The 22,434-nt window shown below is 72.5% G+C and carries 19 protein-coding genes; 4 read left to right on the top strand and 15 right to left on the bottom strand.

Going from position 1 to position 22,434, the window contains the following annotated elements:
* Window positions 1-54: 54 nt before the first annotated feature.
* The 6 genes from ACZ4TR_RS26015 to ACZ4TR_RS25990 form a co-directional block, all read right to left on the bottom strand.
* Window positions 55-909: a shikimate dehydrogenase gene (locus tag ACZ4TR_RS26015; RefSeq protein WP_465289404.1), complete on the bottom strand. Its 855-nt coding sequence runs from the start codon at window positions 907-909 to the stop codon at window positions 55-57.
* Window positions 899-3,190 carry an endolytic transglycosylase MltG gene (gene mltG, locus ACZ4TR_RS26010; protein WP_465289403.1) on the bottom strand — a complete coding sequence of 764 codons (2,292 nt, stop codon included), beginning with the start codon at window positions 3,188-3,190 and terminating at the stop codon, window positions 899-901. Before mltG ends, ACZ4TR_RS26015 begins: the two co-directional genes overlap by 11 nt.
* Window positions 3,187-3,687, bottom strand: coding sequence for a Holliday junction resolvase RuvX (ruvX, locus tag ACZ4TR_RS26005; protein WP_364529528.1), 501 nt, complete (start codon window positions 3,685-3,687; stop codon window positions 3,187-3,189). Before ruvX ends, mltG begins: the two co-directional genes overlap by 4 nt.
* The gene (gene alaS, locus ACZ4TR_RS26000; protein WP_465289402.1) at window positions 3,680-6,340 is read right to left on the bottom strand and encodes an alanine--tRNA ligase; all 2,661 of its coding nucleotides are present in this window, start codon (window positions 6,338-6,340) and stop codon (window positions 3,680-3,682) included. Before alaS ends, ruvX begins: the two co-directional genes overlap by 8 nt.
* Window positions 6,341-6,421: 81 nt before the next feature.
* A complete protein-coding gene (locus tag ACZ4TR_RS25995; RefSeq protein ID WP_364529522.1) occupies window positions 6,422-6,724 on the bottom strand; it encodes a hypothetical protein in 303 nt (100 codons plus the stop codon).
* Complete coding sequence (locus tag ACZ4TR_RS25990) at window positions 6,721-7,107, bottom strand: DUF948 domain-containing protein (RefSeq protein ID WP_364529519.1); 387 nt, start codon at window positions 7,105-7,107, stop codon at window positions 6,721-6,723. Before ACZ4TR_RS25990 ends, ACZ4TR_RS25995 begins: the two co-directional genes overlap by 4 nt.
* Before the next feature lie 151 nt (window positions 7,108-7,258).
* On the opposite strand from ACZ4TR_RS25990, the gene ACZ4TR_RS25985 reads away from it, so the two are divergent.
* Window positions 7,259-8,146, top strand: coding sequence for a hypothetical protein (locus tag ACZ4TR_RS25985; RefSeq protein WP_465289401.1), 888 nt, complete (start codon window positions 7,259-7,261; stop codon window positions 8,144-8,146).
* Window positions 8,147-8,245: 99 nt separating this feature from the next.
* On the opposite strand, the gene ACZ4TR_RS25980 is transcribed toward ACZ4TR_RS25985, so the two are convergent.
* The 3 genes from ACZ4TR_RS25980 to ACZ4TR_RS25970 form a co-directional block, all read right to left on the bottom strand.
* Window positions 8,246-9,091 (bottom strand): NAD(P)-dependent oxidoreductase, encoded by an 846-nt coding sequence (locus tag ACZ4TR_RS25980; RefSeq protein ID WP_465289400.1) that lies wholly within the window; start codon window positions 9,089-9,091, stop codon window positions 8,246-8,248.
* Between the two features lie 40 nt (window positions 9,092-9,131).
* Complete coding sequence (locus ACZ4TR_RS25975) at window positions 9,132-9,509, bottom strand: VOC family protein (RefSeq protein ID WP_364523156.1); 378 nt, start codon at window positions 9,507-9,509, stop codon at window positions 9,132-9,134.
* A gap of 129 nt (window positions 9,510-9,638) precedes the next feature.
* Window positions 9,639-11,015, bottom strand: a complete 1,377-nt coding sequence (locus ACZ4TR_RS25970; RefSeq protein WP_364523158.1) for a replication-associated recombination protein A — start codon at window positions 11,013-11,015, stop codon at window positions 9,639-9,641.
* A gap of 141 nt (window positions 11,016-11,156) precedes the next feature.
* Here ACZ4TR_RS25970 and ACZ4TR_RS25965 point away from each other — a divergent pair, with 141 nt between their 5' ends.
* From ACZ4TR_RS25965 to ACZ4TR_RS25955, 3 genes are all read left to right on the top strand, one after another.
* Window positions 11,157-11,852: a TetR/AcrR family transcriptional regulator gene (locus ACZ4TR_RS25965; protein ID WP_465289399.1), complete on the top strand. Its 696-nt coding sequence runs from the start codon at window positions 11,157-11,159 to the stop codon at window positions 11,850-11,852.
* A 34-nt stretch (window positions 11,853-11,886) separates the two neighbouring features.
* Window positions 11,887-13,098, top strand: a complete 1,212-nt coding sequence (locus tag ACZ4TR_RS25960; protein ID WP_465289398.1) for a cytochrome P450 — start codon at window positions 11,887-11,889, stop codon at window positions 13,096-13,098.
* Window positions 13,099-13,159: 61 nt separating this feature from the next.
* A complete protein-coding gene (locus ACZ4TR_RS25955; RefSeq protein ID WP_465289397.1) occupies window positions 13,160-13,888 on the top strand; it encodes a metallophosphoesterase family protein in 729 nt (242 codons plus the stop codon).
* On the opposite strand, the gene ACZ4TR_RS25950 is transcribed toward ACZ4TR_RS25955, so the two are convergent.
* The 6 genes from ACZ4TR_RS25950 to ACZ4TR_RS25925 all read right to left on the bottom strand — a co-directional run bounded on the left by ACZ4TR_RS25950 (window position 13,860) and on the right by ACZ4TR_RS25925 (window position 22,411).
* A complete protein-coding gene (locus ACZ4TR_RS25950; protein ID WP_465289396.1) occupies window positions 13,860-14,732 on the bottom strand; it encodes an SGNH/GDSL hydrolase family protein in 873 nt (290 codons plus the stop codon). The two genes, ACZ4TR_RS25955 and ACZ4TR_RS25950, sit on opposite strands and share 29 nt — an antisense overlap.
* 463 nt (window positions 14,733-15,195) lie before the next feature.
* Complete coding sequence (locus ACZ4TR_RS25945) at window positions 15,196-16,377, bottom strand: phosphotransferase (RefSeq protein ID WP_465289395.1); 1,182 nt, start codon at window positions 16,375-16,377, stop codon at window positions 15,196-15,198.
* A 79-nt stretch (window positions 16,378-16,456) separates the two neighbouring features.
* On the bottom strand, window positions 16,457-17,404 hold the full coding sequence (locus tag ACZ4TR_RS25940; protein WP_465289394.1) for a DUF389 domain-containing protein: 948 nt from the start codon (window positions 17,402-17,404) through the stop codon (window positions 16,457-16,459).
* Window positions 17,404-19,179 (bottom strand): aspartate--tRNA ligase, encoded by a 1,776-nt coding sequence (aspS, locus tag ACZ4TR_RS25935; protein WP_465289393.1) that lies wholly within the window; start codon window positions 19,177-19,179, stop codon window positions 17,404-17,406. The genes ACZ4TR_RS25940 and aspS overlap by 1 nt, the downstream gene beginning before the upstream one ends.
* Before the next feature lie 157 nt (window positions 19,180-19,336).
* On the bottom strand, window positions 19,337-19,939 hold the full coding sequence (merB, locus tag ACZ4TR_RS25930; protein WP_364523174.1) for an organomercurial lyase: 603 nt from the start codon (window positions 19,937-19,939) through the stop codon (window positions 19,337-19,339).
* A 573-nt stretch (window positions 19,940-20,512) separates the two neighbouring features.
* Window positions 20,513-22,411 (bottom strand): intein-containing Rv2578c family radical SAM protein, encoded by a 1,899-nt coding sequence (locus ACZ4TR_RS25925; RefSeq protein WP_465289392.1) that lies wholly within the window; start codon window positions 22,409-22,411, stop codon window positions 20,513-20,515.
* Window positions 22,412-22,434 lie beyond the last annotated feature (23 nt).

Genomic DNA, 22,434 nt, shown 5'->3' with positions numbered 1-22,434 from the left:
GTAGACCCCCTTCTTCAAGGCAGTCGGCCAGAATATCAACGCGCGCAAGCGGATTTACGAGATCGGCAGCGGCAGCAGGTTCCCGGTGGCTTCGCGCAGCGCGTCGCGCATCTCCGCGCGGGGAGCCGGGCGGCCGGTGAAGTGCTCGGCCTGCCCGAACGCCTGGTGCAGCAGCATGTCCAGCCCGGTCGCGAGCCGGCCGCCACGAGCCGCGACGGCTTCGGCGAGCGGTGTCGGCCACGGGTGGTAGATGACGTCGAGGACGTGCGCGACCGCCGCTAGGTCGGCCACGTGCGGGAGAACGGCCTCCGGTGGCACGGTGTTCACCAGCACCGCCGCGGATCCCAACGCCGCGAAGTCCGCCTCGGCCCAGCGAAGCACGTCGACGTCGACCGAAGCCCGCTTCGCCGCGTCGAGGGTTTCACCGGCCCGTGCGGGATCCCGCACGACCAGGCGCACCTGCCGCACACCCAGCGCCGCGAGCCCGACGACCGCCGCGGCCGCCGTGCCGCCCGCGCCGAGCACGACGCCGGTGTCCCCGGGCGCCGGCTCGTAGCCGCCCGCCGCCCGCAGCGCGCCGGTGACGCCGTCGACGTCGGTGCAGTCCGCGAGCCAGCCCTTCGCGGTGCGGACCAGGGTGTTGGCCGCGCCGACCGCGGCCGCGCGCGGCGTCACCTCGTCCGCGTGGTCCAGTGCCGCGCGCTTGCCCGGCATGGTGACCGACAGCCCGGCCCACTCCGGGCCGAGGCCGGCGACCAGACCGGGGAGCTCCTCGGCGCCCGTCTCGATCCGCTCGTACGTCCAGCCGGTCAGGCCGAGCGCGGCGAACGCGGCGCCGTGCAGCACCGGGGACAGCGAGTGCGCCACCGGCTTGCCCAGGACCGCGGCCCGCCGGGGCTCAGAAGGCACCGTTCGCCTTGGCCTTCTCGACGTTCTTCTTGTGGTCGTCGAACGTGACCCCGAAGCAGGACAGGCCGTTCTTCTCGCACTTGACGAAGTAGAGCCAGGCACCGGCCGCCGGGTGCACCGCCGCCTGGATGGCGTCGGCGCTGGGCACCGAGATCGGCGTCGGGGTCAGGCCCGCGTTCTTGTAGGTGTTGTACGCCCCGGCCCGGTTCCGGTCGTCGTCGTTGGTCGCCAGGGTCGGGCGGTCCAGGACGTAGTTGACCGTGGAGTCCATCTGCAGCCGCATGTTGCTCGCGAGCCGGTTGTAGATCACCCGCGAGAGCTTGCCGAAGTCGGCCTTCACCGCCTCGCGTTCGATGATCGAGGCGATGATCAGCGTCTGGTACGGCGTCATCTCCGGCCCGGTCGACTGCGGGCTCAAGCCGGCGTTCTGGATCGCCTCGGCCGAGGTGCGCACCAGCTGCCCGATGATCTCCTGCGCACTCGCCCCGGGGCGGACGTCGTAGAGACCCGGCGCGATCAGGCCCTCGAGCCGGCGGTCCTTGCGGTCGGCCTTGTTCGCGGGCTCGACCGCCCACTCCGGCACGCCGAGCGTCTTGAGGTCGGCACCGTCGACCACCTTGCGCAGGTCGTCGGCGCTCACGCAGGTGCTCTTGCCGTCGATCTGCGCGCACGACGCCTTCGCCATCAAGCTGTAGACGCCGGGCGTGACCTTGCCGTCGGGCTGCTTGATGTCGTCGAACTGGGTGTAGGGCCGGATCTCCAGCTGCCCGACCCGCGAACCGGCCGCGAGGATCCGGTCGACCGCCGCGGCCCCGGACATGTGCGACTTCATCACGTAGAAGCCGTGCTGGATCCGCGACAGCTTGGGGTTGTCCTCGCCGGCCTTGACGAACGCCTTGCCGCTGGCGACGACGCCCGCCGTGGCGAGCTTCGCGCCGATCGCCGACGTCGAGTCGCCGTCGTCGACCTGGAACAGCACGTCCCGGTCGCCGGCGCCTTCGAAGTCTTCGTAGCCGAAGATCTTGTTGAAGCCGTAGTAGGCGCCGCCCGCGAGCAGCACGATCACCACGAGCGCGGCGACCCAGCCGAGGGCGCGCTTGCCCTTCTTCTTGCGCGGCTTCTTCGGCTCGTCCTCGTAGTCCTCTTCGTACTCGGCCTCGTCGTAGTCCTCGTAGCCGTCGGCGTACTCGTCGTAGTCGTCGTACTCCGCGTACTCGTCTTCCCCGGCGAAGAACTCCTCGGGCTCCTCGTGCGCCGGATCTGCCGGGGGTGCCGGGGCCTGCGCGGGGATGATTTCGGTGACCGGTTCCTCGCGCACGGGCGGGGGCGGCGGACGACGGCGCCGAGGCGGCTCCACGCCGGGTTCGGGCACGCCGACAGAGCGGTCACCCGGCTGGACGGGCCGCCGCGGGGATTCCGGTGCGCCCCGGCGGGGGTCGGACACGGCGTCGGGATCGAGCGCCGCACGACGCCGGCGCGCGTCGCCGGCTTCGTCGGGATCGGGTACCGCGCGGCGCCGCCGCGGCTCGGCGGCTTCGGCCGGGTCGGGAGCGGCACGACGCCGGCCGGGCGCCGGCTCGGCACCTTCGGCCCGGAAGCGCGCGAGGTCGGCCACCTCGTCCGAGGCGGCCCGGAGGCGGCGCGGGGCTTGGCCCTCCTCCGGCACGCCGCGGAGCCGGGCGGCTTGCGCTTCGGCGGCCTCTTCCAGGTCGAGCATCGCCTGGTGGCGGCGCGCGGCTTCGGCCTCGGCCAGCTCTTCGGGGGTCGGCCGGCGACGGGGGGCTTCGGGTTCCGGCACGGGACGGCGGCGGCGCGGGGCCTCGGCCTCGGGAGCGGGCACCGGGGCCGCCCGGCGGCGCCGCGGTTCGGCGGGCTCGCCGGGTTCCGGGGCCGCGCGGCGGCGCGGGGCCGGGGCATCGGCGCCGTCGTCGAGGCCGTGCCGGGCGCGGACCGGAGCCGAGCGCTCGGCCTCCCGCGGGTCGAACTCGTCGTCGGCCGGGGGCAGCGTGCCCGGCGGCTCGAGGCGGCGACGGCGGCCGCCCGGCGGCGCGTCGCGACGCGGGTCGGGCCCCGCCTCGGGCCGCGCCCGGCGGGACGGCTGGGGCAGCTCGTGGGAGCCGCTGCGCCGAGACGGCTGCGGAAGCTCCTGGTAACCACTCGCGCGGGGATCCTGCGGATCCGCACGACGTGGTGCGGGCCGGGACGGCGGCGGGGTGGCCGGCCCCGGTTCCCGGAGTCGCCTGCGCCCGCGAGGGGGCTCGGGTGGCTGCTCGTCGTTCATCGGTCTCCCTCCCGGGCGCGGTGCGCAGCGGCGGCGTCGATCCAGGCCTGCAGGATCTCCACGGCGGCGGCCTGGTCGACCACCGCGCGCTGCTTGCGGCCTTTGACCCCGCGCTGGGAGAGGATGCGGGATGCGGTGACCGTGGTCAGCCGCTCGTCGCCCAGCCGGACCGGCACGGGCGCGATGCGCCCGGCCAGGCGTTCAGAATACGCGATCGCCAGCTCGGCCGCCGGACCCTGCCGGTTGGCGAGCGTTCGCGGCAAGCCCACGATCACCTCGACCACCTCGTGCTCGGTGACGAGGGCGGCCAGCTGGTCCAGATCACTGTCGTCGGTCGCATCGCGGGAGAGGGTAACCAATGGCGACGCGAGCACGGGGGCCGGATCGCTCAGTGCGACGCCGACCCGGACGGATCCGACATCGACACCGAGCCGCCGCCCCCGGCCCGGATCGCCCGGCCCGGGCCGGTCCGGGCCGCGGTTTCCGCGGTTAACCAATGCCGGCAATCGCCGCGCGCAGGGCCGTGACCGCCTCGTTCGCGCCGGCCGGGTTCGTGCCACCACCCTGGGCCATGTCGGGCTTGCCGCCGCCGCGGCCGCCGATCTTCTCGGCGAACGACGGCACGAGCTTGCCGGCGGCGATGCCCTTGTCCTGGGCGGCCTTGGTCGTCGCGACGACGAAGCTGAGCTTCTCGCCGGCCGGCGAGAACAGCGCCACCACACCGGGCCGCGAGCCGAGCCGGCCGCGGAGGTCCGACGCGAGGGCGCGCAGGCCGTTGCCGTCGACGTCCGGGACGACCTCGGCCACCACGGTGACGCCGCCGATCTCCTGCGCCTTGTCGAGCAGCGAGCCCGCCGAGCCCAGCACCTGCTGGGTCTTGAGCTGCGTGATCTCCTTCTCGGCGTTCTTCAGCCGGGTCAGGACGTCCTCGATGCGGCCCGGCAGCTCCTCCGACGGCACCTTGAAGGTGTTCGCCAGCTGCGAGACCAGCAGCTGCTCCTTGCGGACGTACTTCAGCGCGTCGCCGCCCACGAGCGCCTCGACGCGGTGCACGCCCGAGCCGATGGAGGCGTCGGAGACCAGCTTGACCAGGCCGAGCTGGCCGATCCGGTCGACGTGCGTGCCACCGCAGAGCTCGCGGGAGTACTCGCCCATGTCGACCACGCGGACGTCGTTGCCGTACTTCTCGCCGAACAGCGCGACCGCGCCCAGCTCGAGGGCCTTGTCCTTGGTCGTGGTGAAGCTCTGCACCTCGACGTTGGTCTGCAGGTAGTCGTTGACCTCCTGCTCGACCTCGGTCAGCACGTCCGCCGAGACCGAACCCGGCGTGGTGAAGTCGAACCGCATGCGGCCCGGCGAGTTCAGCGAACCCGCCTGCGCCGCGCGCTTGCCGTACGCGCCGCGGACGGCCGCGTGCACCAGGTGCGTCGCGGAGTGCGAGCGCTCGATGGACAGCCGGCGGTGCGCGTCGACCGAGCCGGTGACCTTCGTGTCGAGGCCGACTTCGCCCTCGGTGACCTCGACGCGGTGCACGAACAGGCCCGGGACGATCTTCTGGACGTCGAGGACCTTCAGCTCGACGCCGTCGCCGAGCAGCACGCCGGTGTCGGCGACCTGGCCACCGCTCTCGGCGTAGAACGGCGTCCGGTCGAGGACCAGCTCCGCCTTCTTGCCCGCCGAGACGCTGCGGACCGGCTGCCCGTCTTCGAGCAGCGCGACGACCTTCGCCTCGGCCTGCAGGTCGGTGTAGCCGAGGAACTCGGTCTCGCCGTGCTGCTCCAGGACCTTCCGGTACTCCGAGAGGTCGCCGTGGCCGGTCTTGCGCGACGCCGCGTCCGCCTTCGCGCGGGTGCGCTGCTCGTTCATGAGCGTGCGGAAGCCGTCCTCGTCGACGGTGAGGCCTTGCTCGGCCGCCATCTCGAGGGTGAGGTCGATCGGGAAGCCGTACGTGTCGTGCAGCTGGAACGCCTTGTCGCCCGCCAGCACGTCCCCGCCGCCGCGCTTGGTCTCCTCGGCCGCGAGGTCGAAGATGCGCGAGCCGCTGGTCAGCGTCGAGAGGAAGGCCTCCTCCTCGATCCGCACGACCTCGTTGATCCGGTCGAAGCCGTCGACCAGCTCGGGGTAGGTCGGGCCCATGGTGTCGCGCACGACCTTCGCGAACTCCTGCAGCACCGGCTCCTGCACGCCGAGCAGGCGCGTGGAGCGGACGATGCGGCGCAGCAGCCGGCGCAGCACGTAGCCGCGGCCGTCGTTGCCCGGGGTGACGCCGTCGCCGATCAGCATGACGCCGGTGCGGGCGTGGTCGGCGATGACGCGGAACCGGACGTCGTCGGCGTGGTTCGAGCCGTAGCGGCGGCCGGAGAACTCCTCGGCGCGGCCGATGACCGGGCGCACGAGGTCGGTCTCGTAGACGTTCTCGACGCCCTGCAGGATCGTCGCGACGCGCTCGACGCCCATGCCGGTGTCGATGTTCTTCTTCGGCAGCTCGCCGATCGGCTTGTGCCCGAGCTTGGGGCTCAGGTCGCCGCGGACGTCCTGCATGAAGACGAGGTTCCAGATCTCGATGTAGCGGTCCTCGTCCGCGACCGGGCCGCCCTCGCGGCCGTACGCCGGGCCGCGGTCGTAGTAGATCTCCGAGCACGGGCCACCGGGACCGGGCACGCCCATGTCCCAGTAGTTGTCCTTGCCGTCGCGCTCCTGGATGCGCTCGCCGGGCAGGCCGGTGAGCTTGCGCCACAGGCCCGCCGCCTCGGCGTCGTCGTTGTAGACGGTCGCCCAGATCCGGTTCGGGTCGAGGCCGAAGCCGCCTTCGCCCTGGGGCTTGGTGATCAGCTCCCAGGCGTTCTCGATGGCGCCTTCCTTGAAGTAGTCGCCGAAGGAGAAGTTGCCGGCCATCTGGAAGAACGTGTTGTGCCGGGTGGTCTTGCCGACCTCGTCGATGTCCGGCGTGCGCACGCACTTCTGCACGGAGGTCGCGCGCGGGTACGGCGGCGGCGCCTCACCGAGGAAGTACGGCTTGAACTGCACCATGCCGGCGTTGACGAACAGCAGGTTCGGGTCGTCGAGGATCAGCGGCGCGCTGGGCACGCGCGTGTGGCCCTTGCTCTCGAAATGGCGCAGGAAACGGTCGGTGATTTCGTGTGTGTCCACGGGGTCAGTCCTTGTGCTGGTACCGGAGAACGGGGTGACGGCGGCGGCGGGGCGGCTTCCGGGTCGCGCAGGCGCGACCGGTCAGCGCTCCGCCCGGCGAGCTCGCCGGACGGGCCGGCGGTCGGCGGCGTGCCGGCCGGACGCCTGGGGCGTCACCACGCCCGCCCGCTCCTCGACCATGTCGTGCAGCTCCTGCTCTCGCTCGCTCATGCCGGCGCGCACCTCGGCGCCGAACGAACCCACGGCGCCCGCCAGCTCGCGCACGGCGTCGCCCAGGTTCGATGCTAACCCGGCCGGAGTGGCCTGACGAGCGGTTTCGGCGGCCTTGCGCGACAGCACGACGCCGGTGACCACACCGACGCCGAGCCAGAACAGCCGCTTCACTTCGCGGCCTTCTTCGCGGCCTTGGCGGCGCTCTTCTTCTTGCGCGCCTTGATCGCCTTGCTGAGCCCGTAGGACAGCGCCGCGGTCTTGACCAGCGGGCCGCCCAGCGTCGCGGTGAACACCGACGCCAGCGCGGAGACGTTCCCGGTGACGGCCTGCGCGTTCGACGTGATGCCGTCGACCCGCTCCAGCTGCGCGTTGACGTGCGTGATCGTCTGGTTCGCGCCGATCAGCAGCGGGTCGGTGTTGCTGTTGGTGCGCTCGATCGCCTCGGTGGCCGCGTCCAGCGTCTTGCCGAGCTTGATCAGCGGGATCGCCAGCAGGACGACCAGCACCACGAATGCTCCTGCGGCGATCAACGCGGCGATCTGCCCTGCCGACACGGGCCCTCCTCGGATTCACGGGACTGGATACTCGGTTCACGGGTCTTGGGTGCTGGTGAGGTTACCGCCTGGCCGGGTTCCCGACCGTGTCACCCCGCGCGGGCTCGAAAACACCTCGCTCCCCGCGACGGCCGCGCGGTACACCTGGGCGATGGCACACGACGACGGACCCGGGCGCCGGGTCCTTTCCGGCCCGGGCGGCACGGCGGCCGACGTGCTGGCCGCGTTGCCGGGCGCCGACCTGACGACGGTCCAGCTGGAGGTCGCGCGGCGGCGGGCGAAGCGGCTGGCCCCGGCCGACGTGCTGCGCCGGCACCGCGACGACCGGTTCGTCGCGGCGAGCCCGCTGCCGTTCGGTTCGCTGCGGCGGGTCGAGGACGCTCTGCTCGGCGCGGCGTCGGGGTTCGACCTGGTGACGCTCGCGCCGGTGGTTCCGCTGGGCACGCATTCGGTGGTGACCGGGCTGGCCCAGCACCGGGTGGTGCCGACCGGCCGCGGCACGGAGGTCGCGGCGGACCCGACGACGGGGCTGGCCCTGGAGGCGGCGGTCCGGCGCGCTTCGGCTTCCGTGGTCCGCCTGGCGACGGTCCAGCGGGTGGTGCGGGCCCAGCGCGTGGACGGCGCCGGGATGTTCGCGCACTTCTCGCTGTTCGGCGCGGTGACGGCGGGCCGGGACACGGGCGACCTCGCGTTCGAACGGGCGGCGCTGGCCGAGCACGCCCGGCTGATGGCGGCGGCGTGCTCCTCGCTCGGAGCCGGCGCGGTTTCGCTCGGGGTGACGGTGCTGGACCCGCGGTTCGCGGACCTGGCGGACGAGGTGGAGGTGCCGGTCCACCCGTTCCCGGAGCGCGAGGGCGGGCGCGGCGGCTACTACGAAGGGCTGTGCTTCAAGGTGTACGCGGACTTCGGCGGCGGCCTGGCCGAGGTCGGCGACGGCGGCTTCACGCCGTGGACCCGCCGGCTGCTGGGCAACGCGAAGGAGAGGTTGATGACGAGCGGCCTGGGCATCGACCGCCTGGCAACGCTCATCCCGGCCTAGCAGCGCCCCAAGGTGGCCTTGGTTGCGTCAGACGCACCCAAGGCGGCCTTCGGTGCGTCAGACGCACCGAAGGCCACCTTGGGGCGCTTGGAGCCCGGGTCAGGACGACTTCAGGACCGCGCGGTAGAGGGCCGCCATGTCTTCGTCGCCGTGGCCGGCGGCGACCGCGGCTTCCAGGTGGGACAGCACCGCGCGAGCACCCGCCACGTCGACCTCCGAGCCCGCCGCCTCGACCACCAGCCTCGCGTCCTTCGCCGCCAAGCCGGCCGGGAACGACGGCGGGTACTCGCCCGACAGCATCGCAGCGCCCTTCACGTGCGCGTAGCCCACGTCGAGGCCGCCGCCCTTGATCGTCTCCAGGAACAGCGCCGGGTCCAGGCCCAGCCCCTGGGCGAGGCCGAGGCTCTCCGCCGTCCCGTTCGTCAGCGCGAGCACCCACGCGTTCATCACCAGCTTCAGCCGGCTGCCGTTGCCCGCCGGGCCGAGCCACTGCGTCTTGACGGCGACCGCGTCGAACACCGGCGTGGCCGCGGGGCGGGCCTCCTCCGGCCCGGACGCCAGCACCTGCAGCTGTGCCTGCTCGGCGGGCGTTCGCGTGCCGAGCACGGGCGCGTCGACGAACACCACACCCGCCTTTTCGGCCGCCGCCGCGAGCCGGTCGGTCCAGTCGAGGCCGACCGTGCTCATCTGCAGCCACAACGTTCCCGAAGCGGGCGAAGCGGCTTCGAACGCCGAAGCGACCGCAGGACCGTCCGCGAGCATCGTCACGAGGATGTCCGCGCCCTCGGCCGCCGCGGCCGCCGAGTCCGCGACCGTCGCGACGTCGGCGACGGGCTCGGCCTTCGCCCGGGTCCGGTTCCAGACCCGGACCTCGAGGCCCGCCTTCGCGATGTTGGCCGCCATCGGCGCGCCCATGATTCCGGTTCCGAGAAACGCGACGCTCATGTCCCCATCGTGCCGAACGGCCGGGCGCCCCGCAGTCCGGTCAGTAGTCGCCGAGGAGGCAGAACGGGTGACCCGCCGGGTCGGCGTAGACGCGCCAGCCGCGGCCGTCGGGATCCGGGTCGAGCAGCCGGCCGCCGTGGATGAGGACCTGGTGGTGGGTCACGCGCATGTCGTCGACCTCGAAGTCGAGGTGGAACTGCTGGGGGTGGGCCGGGTCCGGCCACCGCGGCGGCTGGTGGTCCGCCGAGCGCTGGAACCCGAGGACCAGCCCGGCCACGTGCAGGGTCGAGAAGTCCTGGTCGACCCGCCACCGCGGGTCCGGCCGGTCCACCTCGCCCCCGAGCAGCTCCTGGTAGAAGTTCGCGAGCACGACCGGTTCCGGGCAATCCAGGACGATGCACTGCAGCGTCGCGGGCACGGGAGCGCCTCCTGCGGTCACGGCGGCCCGGTTCGTGGCCGCCTCAGGGCGCGAAGCTTACGAAACCCGTCGATCGCGGCTTTCGGGGGCCACGACCGTGATCACGTGCCGAAGATTCCGCCGCCGGGCTCACTTTTCCCCGCGGATCGTCCGGCGCAGCTTCGGGACGCGCTCGGCGAGCGTGCGCTCGGCGCCGCGCTGGGTCGGCTCGTAGTAGTCCTTGCCGACCAGCTCGTCCGGGGGGTACTGCTGGGCCAGCACGCCTTCCGGGACGTTGTGCGGGTAGCGGTAGCCCTGCGCGTTGCCGAGCTTCTTCGCGCCCGCGTAGTGCCCGTCGCGCAGGTGCGGCGGGACGGTGCCGGCGAGCCCGGCCCGGACGTCGGCCAGCGCGGCGTCGATGCCCGTCACGACCGCGTTCGACTTCGGCGCCGTGGCCAGGTGGATCGTCGCCTGCGCGAGCGCCAGCCTGCCCTCGGGCATGCCGATGAACTGGACGGCGTGCGAGGCCGCGACCGCCGCCTGCAACGCCGTCGGGTCGGCGAGGCCGATGTCTTCGCTGGCGTGCACGACCAGCCGCCGCGCGAGGAACCGCGGGTCCTCCCCCGCCTCGATCATCCGGGCCAGGTAGTGCAGCGCGGCGTCCACATCGGACCCGCGGATCGACTTGATGAACGCGCTGATGACGTCGTAGTGCTGGTCGCCGTCGCGGTCGTAGCGCACGGCGGCCTTGTCCACAGTGGACTCGACGGTCGGCAGGTCGATCGTCTTCGCCTCGGTGGCCGAGGCCGCGTCCGCCGCCGCCTCCAGGGCCGTGAGCGCCCGCCGCGCGTCCCCGCCCGCGAGCCGGACGAGGTGGGCGCGCGCGTCGTCGGTCAGCGTCAGTTCGCCGCCGAGGCCGCGCTCGTCGGCCAGCGCGCGCTCCAGCAGCCGGGTGATGTCGTCGTCGGTCAGCGGGCGCAGCTGCAGCACCAGCGAGCGCGAAAGCAGCGGCGAGACGACGGAGAACGACGGGTTCTCGGTGGTCGCCGCGACCAGCAGGACCGTGCGGTCCTCGACCGCGCCGAGCAGCGCGTCCTGCTGGGTCTTGGAGAAGCGGTGCACCTCGTCGATGAACAGGACGGTGTTCTCGGTGTTGTACTGCCGGCGCCGCCGGGCCTCCTCGATGACCCCGCGCACCTCTTTCACACCTGCCGAGAGCGCCGACATCGCGACGAACCGGCGTCCGGTGGCGATCGAGACCAGGTTGGCCAGCGTCGTCTTGCCGGTGCCGGGCGGGCCGTAGAGCAGCACGGACGCCGGCGCGGCGCCTTCGACCAGCCGCCGCAGCGGGGCCCCTTCGCGCAGCAGGTGCTGCTGGCCGACGACCTCGTCGAGCGACCGCGGCCGCATCCGCACGGCCAGCGGGGAGCTCGCCGGGTCCGCCTGCGTTTCGGCCGCGTTCGACGTCGTGCGCTCCGGCGGAGGCTCGACGTCGACGTTCACGGTGAAGAGCTCGTCCTGTGCCACACCGATGACGTTAACCGACGGCACCGACAGAACCCCTTGCCGCGGTCCCCGGAACGGCGCTACCGTCGTGGTGACTGATTGACCGAAAGTACGGTTCCGGTCAACAAGTCAAACGTTCAACGGATCAGCAGGTGGAGACGCATGAGCCATCCCAACCGCGAGCGCGCCGACCGCATCCTGGACGCGGCGGGCGAGCTGCTGCTGCGCATGGGCTACCGGAAGGTGGCGGTCGACGACATCGCGCGCGCGGTCGGCATCGGCAAGGGCACCGTCTACCTGCACTGGCGCAACAAGGAACTGCTGTTCCAGGCGCTGATGATGCGCGAGTCGGCCGACCTGACCGACGAGATCCTGGGCCGGATCAAGGCCGACCCGGCGATGATCCTCCCGCACCGGATGATCTCGGCGTCGTTCCTCGTCACCCACCGGCGGCCGCTGGTGATGGCGATGCTGCGCGGCAACGCCGACATGTTCGGTTCGCTCGGCGACCTCGCCCTGAGGAAGCAGCAGGACGAGCTCCGCACGCAGTTCGAGGACACCATGCTGCGGCACGGCCTGGTCCGGTCGGACATCCCGAACCTGTCCTTCGCGCTCAACGCCACGGCGGTCGGCTTCTACTTCGGCGGGACGCTGACCGACGAGTTCGACGGCATCTCGCCGGAGGCGAAGGCGGAAGCCCTCGCGCACGTCGTCCGCACCGCGTTCGAGCCGGCCGGGGAGCCCGATCCCGGGGCGGTCGCGGACGTGGCGGCGGAACTCAGTTCGGCGCTCGAGCAGCTCGTTTCGGGCTACCGGCAAGGGATCTACGCACACGATCCCACCAGGGCACCCGGCTGATCCCGGGGCCACACAGGGGAAAGAAGGGGCGGACATGACCACCACTCAAGCGGACACCTGGGGACTCCACGAAGCCCAGTTCTGGCTGCGGGGGAAGCAGCCCGGAGAGCGCGTGCACCACGCGGAGGAGCTCGGGTTCTGGAACGTCTACGGGCACCCGGAGGCCGAAGAGGTTCTGCGCGACCCGGCGACGTACTCCTCGGACACCACCCGGCTGGTGCCGAAGGACATGATGCCCGACGTCGACCTCGAGGAGATGTCGGCGGGCAACCTGCTGCAGCTGGACCCGCCGCTGCACAACAAGATGCGCAAGCTCGTCAGCCGCGCGTTCACCCCGAAGGTCGTCGCGGACCTCGAGCCGCGCATCGCCGCGGTGACGAACGAGATGCTCGACGCGGCGGGCGGCGACGGCCGGCTCGAGCTGGTCGAAGACCTCGCCTACCCGTTGCCGGTGATCGTCATCGCGGAGCTGCTGGGGGTCCCCGCGAGCGACCGGCACCTGTTCAAGGGCTGGGTGGACAAGCTCTTCGACTCCTCGGAGCAGTTCTCGCTGAAGGAGCAGACGAAGGGGCGGGAGGAGGCGGTCAAGAAGTCCCTGGAGGGGCAGAAGGCGCTCGTCGAGTACCTGGGCCAGCACGTCGACGAACGGCGGAAGCAGCCTCGGGAGGACCTGCTGACGAAGCTCGTCGAAGCCGAGCTCGACGGGGAGAAGCTGACCCGCAACGAGGTCGTCAACTTCGCCAACGTCCTGCTGCTGGCCGGGCACATCACCACCACGATGCTGCTCGGCAACGCGGTGCTGTGCCTGGACACGCACCCGGAGTGGGACGAGCGCGTGCGCGCCGACCGGTCCCTGGTGCCGCCGGCGATCGAGGAGTCGCTGCGGTACCTGTCCCCGTTCGCGGCGGTGGCCCGCGCGACCACGCGCGAAGTGGAGCTGGGCGGGGCGACCGTGCCCGCGGACCGGATGCTGATGGTCTGGGTGGCGGCCGCCAACCGCGACGACCGGGTGTTCGCCGAGCCGGACACGTTCAACCCGCTGCGCGACCCGAACCCGCACCTGGCGTTCGGCCGCGGCATCCACTTCTGCATCGGGGCGCCGCTCGCGCGGCTCGAAGGCCGGGTGGCGCTGAACATCCTGCTCGACCGCTACCCGGCGCTGCGCACGATTCCCGGTGAGCCGCCGAAGTTCCAGATCAACCCGAACATGACGGGTGTGCGGGAGCTGCCGCTCACCACGGCGTAGGCCGGTTGCGCCCTGGGCGAAACCCCTCGCCCGGGGCGCTTCCGTGCCCGAGGGTGGACCGATGAACGTGGCGGTGCTCTCGGACATCCACGGCGTGCTGCCCGCGTTGGAGGCGGTGCTCGCCGAGCCGGACGTCGAAGCGGCGGACGGGATCGTGCTGCTCGGCGACATGCTCGCGGGCCCGATGCCGGTGGAAACGCTGGACCGGCTGCTGGCGCTGGGCTCGCGGGCGGTCTGGGTACGGGGCAACGCGGACCGGGAGCTGGCGGCGTCCGCACGCGGGACCGGGAAGTTCGTCCCGGACCCGATCTTCCCGTGGGCGGCGCGGCAGCTGCGGCCCGCGGACCTGCCGGTGCTCGACGCCCTGCCGCTGACGGTGTCGCTCGACGGCGTGCTGTTCTGCCACGCGACCCCGCGCGACGACACGGAAATCGTGCTCGTCGACAGCCCGCTCGAACGCTGGGCGGAGGTTCTTTCCGGGGTGGCCGAGGAGACGGTCGTCTGCGGGCACACGCACATGCCGTTCGTCCGGCTCGCCGACCGGCGGCTGGTCGTCAACCCCGGCAGCGTCGGAATGCCTTACGGCGCAACGGGTGCGCACTGGGCGCTGCTCGGCGACGGCGTCCAGCTGCGGCGGACGTCGTACGACATCGAGGAGGCGTGCCGCTTCCTGGCCGCGCGGTCGGGTTATCCCGGCATCGAGGCTTGGGCGGACTACTTCGTCCGGAACCCGGCTTCGGACGCGGAGGCGCTGCGGGTGTTCAGCGGGCGCGGAACGAGTTCCACATGATGACCGCGGCGTAGGGCAGGAATTCGCGGCCGCGGCGCCAGAGCCACGGGATTCCCTTGAGCACCAGCCACCCGACGTGCCCGGCGGCGCTCGGCTCGACACCGCCGCCGCAGGTGAGGCTCACCGGCTCGGGAACGGCGAAGCCGGCTTCGGCGAGGAGGCCGGTGAAGCCGTCCGCGAGCAGGCGGTGGCCGAGTTCGGAGGGATGCAGCCGGTCGACGCTCCACACCGCCAGGTCGTAGGCGCCGGGGAGGCGGTCGAGGTCGAGGCAGGGCACGCCCTCGCGGGCGACGACCTCGTCGATGGCGGCGTTCAGCTCGGCGACGCGGGCACTGAGGGCGCGCTTGAGCGACGGCGGGAGGCGGAAGACCTTGCTGTGGTCGTGGAACCGGACCGGGACGACGGTCGTGTTCACCTGGCGGAGCCGGTGGATGACCTCGGTGAGGTCGCCGGCGACGCGGGCGGCGTCGAAGTCCGGGCGCAGGGTGTCGTTCATGCCGGCCACGAGCAGCGCGACATCCGGCCGGTGCGCGACGGCGGCGGGCACCTGTTCGGTGAGCACGCACCGCATCCGGGCGCCGGCGAAGGCGGGGTTGAGGTAGCCACCGGCCTCGACCCCGAGCGCGGCGGCGGCGAGCGGGCCGACGCCCCGCCAGCCACCCCGCCCGGGCAGCGGATCCCCGAGCCCGACGGCGGTGGAGTCCCCGAGCACGACGAGCCGCCGGGCATGCTTGAGCGGCTCACACGGCGGCACGGCCACGAGCTGGGGCGCGGGCGTGGGGCGGCTCGGGCGGGAGGGTTCGGGGGTGACTTCGACACTCATCACGGTCACGCCCACGACCATCGGCCACGGAAGCTCACTTGCGGTGAGGACGAGGTAACACGCCCACGACCGGGCGCCTAATTCTTGACGCTCACCTCACCGGCGCCGGAAAAGTCCCGTCCGCGTCGACGGCGCCCCTGCGAACCCGCTGGCTACGCGCGGTCGGCCGAGGCGCCGGCGGTGCTCAGGAAGACCGGCGGGGGCTCGAGGCACCGGCCGCGATGCCGTGAATGACTCATTCACGGCGTCCGACGACATGAATGAGTCATTCAAGACGTCCGGACTGCCACCACCGCGACCCAGCCCAGCTACCCGCTTTCGGCGGCAGAGTCGCCCACCTTCCGCCCCGAAAAGCAGCCCCCGCCCGTCCCTGGGGGCCGGCCCCGCCTCCAGCGTATCGGCGAGGCCCGACGAGAAGCCGGGAAAGGCCGAAGCCGAGCCGACCTGTCCACATCACGGCCGACCTGTGGACAGCCGGCCGGACTCAGCGGAAAGCCGGGTAGAACGCCAGGTCGGCGTGCGGTCCCAGCCGCGCGGCCAAAGCCGCCGCCACCCTCGCCGCGAACTCCGAAACCGCCGTCATCCGGACGTACCCCGCATGCTTGGCCAAGTCCCGCCACCACGTCACCAGCGCCGCCTCGCGGCTCACCGGGGCGGCGTGCCGGGACAGGTCCAGCGAGCCCAGCTCCTCGCCCGTGAGGACCCACACCCGCAGCAGCTCGCTGGTCGTCAGGTGCTCGGCCAGGACCTCGTCGTCGGCCAGCGCCGGCCAGACCCCCACCACCTCCGCGCGCCACGCCGCGATCATCGCCTCGCTCATGCCCGCCGGCAGGGCCAGCGCGTCCGGCCAGCTCGCGAACGGCAGCCGCAGGTGGGCCGCGTCGACCAGGGCCGAGCGGACGCGGCCGTACTCGAAGTCGAGGAAGCGGACGCTCTCGCCCGTCACGAGGTTGTTGTCCGGGCTCAGCTCCACCGGGCTGAACGCGCGGAACCCGGCCGAAGCAGCCTGCTCCCGCGCCGTCGCCACCTGTGCGAGGACCTCCTCCGGCGCCGGGATGCCCAGCCGTTCCTGGATCACCGCCGGCACGCGGTCGTACGGCTCGTCGCCGCCCGGATCGGTCTTCGCCGGGCCGCCGAGGCGCCGCAGCAGCGCGTTGAAGTCGGCTTCGCGCCCCGCCGTGCTCGCGTGCAGCCGCCCCAGCGAACGCGCCCACGACAGCAGCGCGCGCTCGGCCGCCCGGGAATCCCGGGCGTAGAGCTTGTCCTCCAGCGTCGGCGTGCGGCCGAGGTCCTCCAGCACCAGCACGCGGGCGCGGCCGTCGTGGGCCAGCAGCTCGGGGCACATCCGCTCGTCCGGCGCCAGCGCGGTGAACAGCTGGTAGCTGACCGCCTCCTGGGCGAACGGGTCGGCGCCCGAGGACGGCTGGTCCGGGTAGTGCTTGATGACCAGCGTGCGCGGCAGCGCGAAGGACGACGACACCACCCTCGCCCGGACCACCGTCGCCGGCCCGCTCCCCGCGAGGTCTTCGGGCGCGACCAGCGTGATCGCACTCCCGAACCGGCGCGAGAGAACGGACTCGCCCGCCGCGACCGCCGCGGCGATGGCGAGGTGCTCGGCTCCTGCCCCGACCCCAGCGTCGCCGGTGGAGGAGGTGTCGACTGTCATTGTCACCGACCCTACTCGTGACTGAGCAACCATGACTACTGACATCCGGACAAGAAGTCGCATCCGGCCCAGGCGGGGTTCATCCCCGTGGAAGCGGACGCATCCCCACCGGTGAACGTTGCCCATTCCGGCGCACGATCAACACAATGGCCGCAGCTGCAACGATTCCGAGAAGGTTGACCAGCAGCTGACCCACCGATTGGACGCATCGGTTCCACTCCCCCGCCACGGCCGCCACGACCGCATACCCCGCAGCCGGCACCGTGGTCACGGAGATGAACACCCCCACCAAGGCGGCCGACTTCGCCGACGTCATGGCGAGCATCCCGGCCGCTCCGGCCAGCATCGCCACAACCAGCGACGGTACGCCGACCGAGAACACGAAGTCGACCTCGCTGTGCCGCTTCAGCTCGAACGCCTGCGCGCCGAAGACGTCCGTCACGCGCACCAGCAGGGCGCCGCCCAGCGTGACGACCATCGCCAGCGGGAAGCCGATCGCCAGCGCCGCCCCCGCGAGCCGGACGAGGTCCCACCGCCGCAGCACCACCCCGACCGCGAGCGCGGCCAGGGGCCCGAACTCCGGGCCGACGACCATCGCGCCGACGATGGTCACGGCGGAATCCGTGAGCACGCCGACCGCGGCGAGCAGGCAGGCGATCGTGAGGAACGCCAGGAACGTCACGTTGAGCCGCGACTCCTCGCCGGTGCGGGACAGCAGTTCCTGCCACACCACGGCGTCCGCGCCCTCGCCCGGCGCCTTCTCCTCCGCGTCGTCGGCGGCGTCGGACAGCGCGGTGTCGATCACTTCGAGCGTGATGCCGCCGGTGTGGTCGAGTTCGAGCACGCACAGCGCTTCGACGATTTCGTCCGCCGCTTCGCGCGCGATGTCAGCCTCGACCAGGTCGCCCTCCGGCGACACGGCCACGCCGCGGTGCACGATCAGGTGCGCTACCCCGGCGTGGGCCCGCAGGATGTCGAGCGCCTGGGCGGTCTTGTCCGGCGGGCACACGGCCCTGAGGTGCAGCACTAGTTCTGCGGGGGCGCGGCCGGCTTGGCGTCGATGCCGGCTTCCTTGCGCTGCTGCGCCGTGATCGGCGCCGGCGCCGCGGTCAGCGGGTCGTAGCCGCCGCCCGTCTTCGGGAACGCGATCACGTCCCGCAGCGAGTCGGCCTTGGCCAGCAGCATGACGATGCGGTCCCAGCCGAACGCGATGCCGCCGTGCGGCGGCGGGCCGAAGGCGAAGGCGTCGAGCAGGAAGCCGAACTTCTCCTGCGCCTCCTCCTCGCCGAGGCCCATCAGGCTGAAGACGCGCTTCTGGACGTCGCCGCGGTGGATACGGATCGAGCCGCCGCCGATTTCGTTGCCGTTGCAGACGATGTCGTAGGCGTAGGCCAGGGCGTTGCCCGGGTCCTGCTCGAACTTGTCGATCCACTCCGGGGTCGGCGAGGTGAACGCGTGGTGCACCGCGGTCCACTTGCCGGAGCCGACGGCGACGTCGTCGCCGATGTCCTCGACCGGCGCGAACAGCGGCGCGTCGACGACCCACACGAACGACCAGGCGTCCTCGTCGATCAGGCCGAGGCGCTTGCCGATCTCGTCGCGCGCGGCGCCGAGCAGCGGCTGCGTGCTCGAGGCCTTGCCCGCGGAGAAGAAGATGCAATCGCCCGGCTTCGCGCCCGCGGCGGCCGCGACGTTCTCGCGCTCGGTCTCGGACAGGTTCTTCGCGACCGGGCCGCCGAGCGTGCCGTCCTCGTTCACGAGGATGTACGCGAGGCCGCGGGCGCCGCGCTGCTTCGCCCACTCCTGCCACGCGTCGAGCTGGCGACGCGGCTGCGAGGCGCCGCCGGCCATCACGACCGCGCCGACGTACGGCGCCTGGAACACGCGGAACGGCGTGTCGGCGAAGAACTCCGTCATGTCGGTGATCTCGAGGTCGAAGCGCAGGTCCGGCTTGTCCGAGCCGTACTTGGCCATCGCCTCGTGGTAGGTGATGCGCGGGATCGGCCGCGGGATCTCGTGCCCGATCAGCTTCCACAGCGCGGAGACGATCTGCTCGCCGATGGCGATGACGTCGTCCTGCTCGACGAAGCTCATCTCGATGTCGAGCTGGGTGAACTCCGGCTGGCGGTCGGCGCGGAAGTCTTCGTCGCGGTAGCAGCGCGCGATCTGGTAGTACCGCTCCATGCCGCCGACCATCAGCAGCTGCTTGAACAGCTGCGGCGACTGCGGCAGGGCGTACCAGGAGCCGGGCTTGAGCCGGGCCGGGACCAGGAAGTCGCGGGCGCCTTCCGGGGTGGAGCGGGTCATCGTCGGGGTCTCGATCTCGACGAAGTCCTGGTTGTGCAGCACCTCGCGGGCGGCGCGGCTGACCTCGCTGCGCAGCCGCATGGCCGCGGCCGGGCCGCTGCGGCGCAGGTCGAGGTAGCGGTGCTTGAGGCGGATCTCCTCGCCGACGTCGACCCGGTCGTCGATCGGGAACGGCAGCGGAGCGGCCTCGGACAGTACCTCGAGCTGGGTCGCGAGGACCTCGATCTCGCCGGTGGGGATCTCGGCGTTCGCGTTGCCCTCGGGGCGCTTCGCGACCTCGCCGACGATCTTGACGCAGAACTCCGAGCGCAGCGCGTGCGCGCGCTCGGCCATCTCGCCCTCGCGGAAGACGACCTGGGCGACGCCGCTGGCATCACGCAGGTCGATGAAGATGACGCCGCCGTGATCGCGCCGCCGGGCCACCCATCCGGTGAGGGTGACGGTCTGTCCGGCCTGCTCGGCACGCAGGGTGCCGGCGTTGTGAGTGCGGAGCACTGCGACTGCTCTCCTTCGACAATGGGCGGTTCTCGCTGCCTGGAAAGGCTAACGAACCACACACTTCTTCCGGGGGCCCGGGTGGCGGAGCCCCCGGCTCGGGGCGAAGCCCCGCATGTCACAGCGTACGACGTCGGCAGGCTTGGCTTCGCAGTGGTCAGAGCACGTACTTCGGCCGGGCCTCCAGCGCGGCGACCAGCCGGTGGGCCTGGGCCAGGTAGGCGGCGACCTGGTAGATGCGCCCGCCGGGGTGCGAGACGACCCAGCCGGCGGCCGCCGTGGCCGAGGCGAAGAACGGCTGGCCGGCGCAGGCCATCGCGTCGGCTCGCTCGAGCCCGAAGCCGAGGTCGACGGCGGCGACGACGGCCGTCGGCGGGTCGGCCTGCACGATCGCGTGCTCGGTCAGCTCGATCTGGATGCGGGTACCGGTGACCGGGCAGGTCGCGGCGGCGTGCACGCGCTCGCCGGTGGCGATGGCCAGCAGGAACATGTCGACGGTGCCGTCCGGGCCGGCGCCGAGGGTGCCTTCGGCCGGCTGCAGCCGGTGGTGGGCACCGCGGGGCGCGGGGCCGGTGCTGACGAGGTCGCGGTGCAGGGTGAAGCCGATCAGCTCGACGAGCCGGCGCACTTCGGCCGGCGTGACGCCGACGATCGCGGCCAGCCGCTCGACACCCACGGGGTGCCGGCCGGCGCGGGTCAGCTTCAGGGCGGCCCACGCGAGCCGGGCGGCCGCGACCCGGTCGGTCTGCGAGGTCGTCATCGCCGCTCTCCCTTCCGCATCGATCCCTTCGACGTTAGGCGTCGGCGAGGCCGGGCGACAACGACACGATCGGACATTTTTCCGCAATGCCGCGACACGGTGGCGCAATCGTGTCCGCACTACGGCGAACGGAGGAGTCCGGCCGTAGTCGGCGACGTTCCGGGTGACGGCTTCACCCACACGGCGGCCCGGCGGATGATCACGGACCGCGGAGGTGGTTGTCCACAAAGGACCGCTGAGGTCGGGGCGCGGTGGGCGCGGTCGCTCGGCGAACACGGGTTGCCGGGCCCGCACCGGGCCGGGGCCGCGTGGCGTACCCGGGCCGCCGGAGGAGCCGCACCGGAGTTCGGGCCGTGCCACGCGAGCACGGCCGCCCTGCGGACCGCACCAGAGCCTGAACGCCTGCGGGCGTTGCGCAGCCCCTCGACGAGCGCAGACTGCCGGGACACGGACCGGACCGCGTGGCATCCCCGGACCGCCGGAGAGGCAGAGCCGCGCCGGGGCTCCGAACGCCCGCGGGCGCTCGGAGCGGTCGCCGCGCCGGCGCTCGAGCCCGCGCGGCGCTCCCCGCCGTCACAACAGGCGCAACTGCTCCACGACCGGCGCTTCCGGCAGCGGCTCAGGTACCGGCTCCGGGCTCCGCACCTCGTACCCCGTCTTGGGCGCCAGCCCGTGCCGCCGCAGCAACGGCGCCACCCGCTCCCCCAGCCGCTGCCGATACTCCTTCCGCACGTAACTCCCCCGCGCGTACAGCTCGCGGTAGCGCGGCACCAGCGCCGGGTACGTGCCCGCCAGCCAGCGCCCGAACCACTCGCGCGCGCCCGGCCTCAAGTGCAGCGGGATCACCGTCGCGCTCGTCGCTCCCACCTCGGCCAGCTTCGCGAACAGCGCGTCGAGGGCCTCGGCGGAGTCGGTCAGCCACGGCAGCACCGGCGCCACCAGCACCGAGCACGGCAGCCCCGCGTCGCGGGCCTTGCGGACCAGTTCCAGCCGCGCCTGCGGGCTGGGCGTGCCCGGTTCGAGGCGGTGCTGCAGCTCGCGGTCGAGCAGCGCGATCGACACCGCCAGGCTGACCGGGACGTCGGCGGAGACGTCCCGCAGCAGCGGCAGGTCGCGCGCCAGCACGGTGCCCTTCGTCAGCACCGACAACGGCGTTCCGGAGCGGGCCAGCGCCGTGATGATCCCCGGCATCAGCCGGTAGCGGCCCTCCGCGCGCTGGTACGGGTCCGTGTTCGTGCCCATCGCCACGTGCTCGCGCTGCCACGACGGCCGTTTCAGCTGCGCCGTCAGCACCTCCGGGGCGTTGACCTTCACCACCACCTGCGTGTCGAAGTCGTGGCCGGCGTCGAAGTCCAGGTACGTGTGGGTGTTCCGGGCGAAGCAGTTGTGGGACACCATGCCGTCGGCGATGAAGTCGCCGGTGCCGGTGGTGATGTCGAACAGCGGCAGCTGCAGCCCCAGCGGCTCGATCGCCTCGACGCGACGGCGGCTCGCACCGATCACCGCGCCGTCCAGCGACCGCTTCCACACGACCGCGGGGTTGCTCACGTGCAGGAACCGCAGTACTTCGGCGGTCCCGCCCAGCAGCCGGACCTCCTGGCGGGCGGGGAACTTCGGCACTTCGTCGGTCTGGTGCGCGAAGCCGAAACGGGTGAGCGCGCCGGCGAAGGCTTCGGTGATCTCGGGTTCGTCGTGGGCCACGACGAGGACGCCGCGGCCGTAGTCGCCCGCGATGTCGAACAGGCCGGCGAGGAAGCCGCGCTGCCAGTGCGCGTCCGGGTCGGACGGGACCTGCAGGAACCCGACGGACGCGCCGAAGTCGGGCAGGTACTCGAGGGCGCGCGTGGCGGCGTCGGGTTCCGCGGCGAACCCGCCGGAGCGCAGCATCCCGCACAGGTAGCCGGCCCGGTACCCGAGCGTCTCGTCCGGCGTGGGCGCGAACCGGCCGACGCCGATCAGCTCGGCGCCGGGCTCCAGGTGCGGGCGCTGCGCGGCACCGAACTTGCTGCCGGTGACGTGCTTCCAGCCCTTGCTCGTGAGGAACCGGTGGTCGCCGCCCGCGACGAGCCGGGTGCCGTCTTCGAGCGTCACGCGGTAGGCGTCGCGCAGGGTCGTCCAGTGCGCTTCCACCCGGGTCGGCACCAGCCGCCGGGACGCGCCGTGGCCGCGGGTGCCGTAGATCTCGTCGCCGATCTTCAGTTCGGACAGCGCCCGGGTGCGGCCGTCGGCCATGAGGATCCGGGTGCCGCCTTCCAAGCAATACGTGCACGCGTGAGAACAGCCCCGGTACGGGTTGACGGTCCAGCCGAAGGGCACGCCGGACCCGGCGGGCACCTTGTTCAGCACCGAGCGGGCGTGCACCTCGTGAAAGGTGACGCCGTCGAACTCCGGTGACCGCACGGACCGCACCAGGCCTTCCAGCCCGGGCAGTGCCGGCTCACCCTCCCCCGCTCGCTGCCGATCCCATCGCACCGCGTCAGTCGAACATATGTTCT

It is taken from the genome of Amycolatopsis sp. NPDC028719 (genome assembly GCF_055565395.1).
This window is presented reverse-complemented; position numbering and strand designations above follow the sequence as displayed.

Bases quoted from the DNA above. Each gene is read 5' to 3' on its own strand.
- merB (WP_364523174.1), bottom strand. From the start codon at position 19,939: ATGACGACCTCGCAGACCGACCGGGTCGCGGCCGCCCGGCTCGCGTGG.
- ACZ4TR_RS25980 (WP_465289400.1), bottom strand. From the start codon at position 9,091: ATGAGCGTCGCGTTTCTCGGAACCGGAATCATGGGCGCGCCGATGGCG.
- ACZ4TR_RS25955 (WP_465289397.1), top strand. From the start codon at position 13,160: ATGAACGTGGCGGTGCTCTCGGACATCCACGGCGTGCTGCCCGCGTTG.
- ACZ4TR_RS25945 (WP_465289395.1), bottom strand. From the start codon at position 16,377: ATGACAGTCGACACCTCCTCCACCGGCGACGCTGGGGTCGGGGCAGGA.
- ACZ4TR_RS25965 (WP_465289399.1), top strand. From the start codon at position 11,157: ATGAGCCATCCCAACCGCGAGCGCGCCGACCGCATCCTGGACGCGGCG.
- ACZ4TR_RS25960 (WP_465289398.1), top strand. From the start codon at position 11,887: ATGACCACCACTCAAGCGGACACCTGGGGACTCCACGAAGCCCAGTTC.
- ACZ4TR_RS25950 (WP_465289396.1), bottom strand. From the start codon at position 14,732: ATGGTCGTGGGCGTGACCGTGATGAGTGTCGAAGTCACCCCCGAACCC.
- mltG (WP_465289403.1), bottom strand. From the start codon at position 3,190: ATGAACGACGAGCAGCCACCCGAGCCCCCTCGCGGGCGCAGGCGACTC.
- ACZ4TR_RS25985 (WP_465289401.1), top strand. From the start codon at position 7,259: ATGGCACACGACGACGGACCCGGGCGCCGGGTCCTTTCCGGCCCGGGC.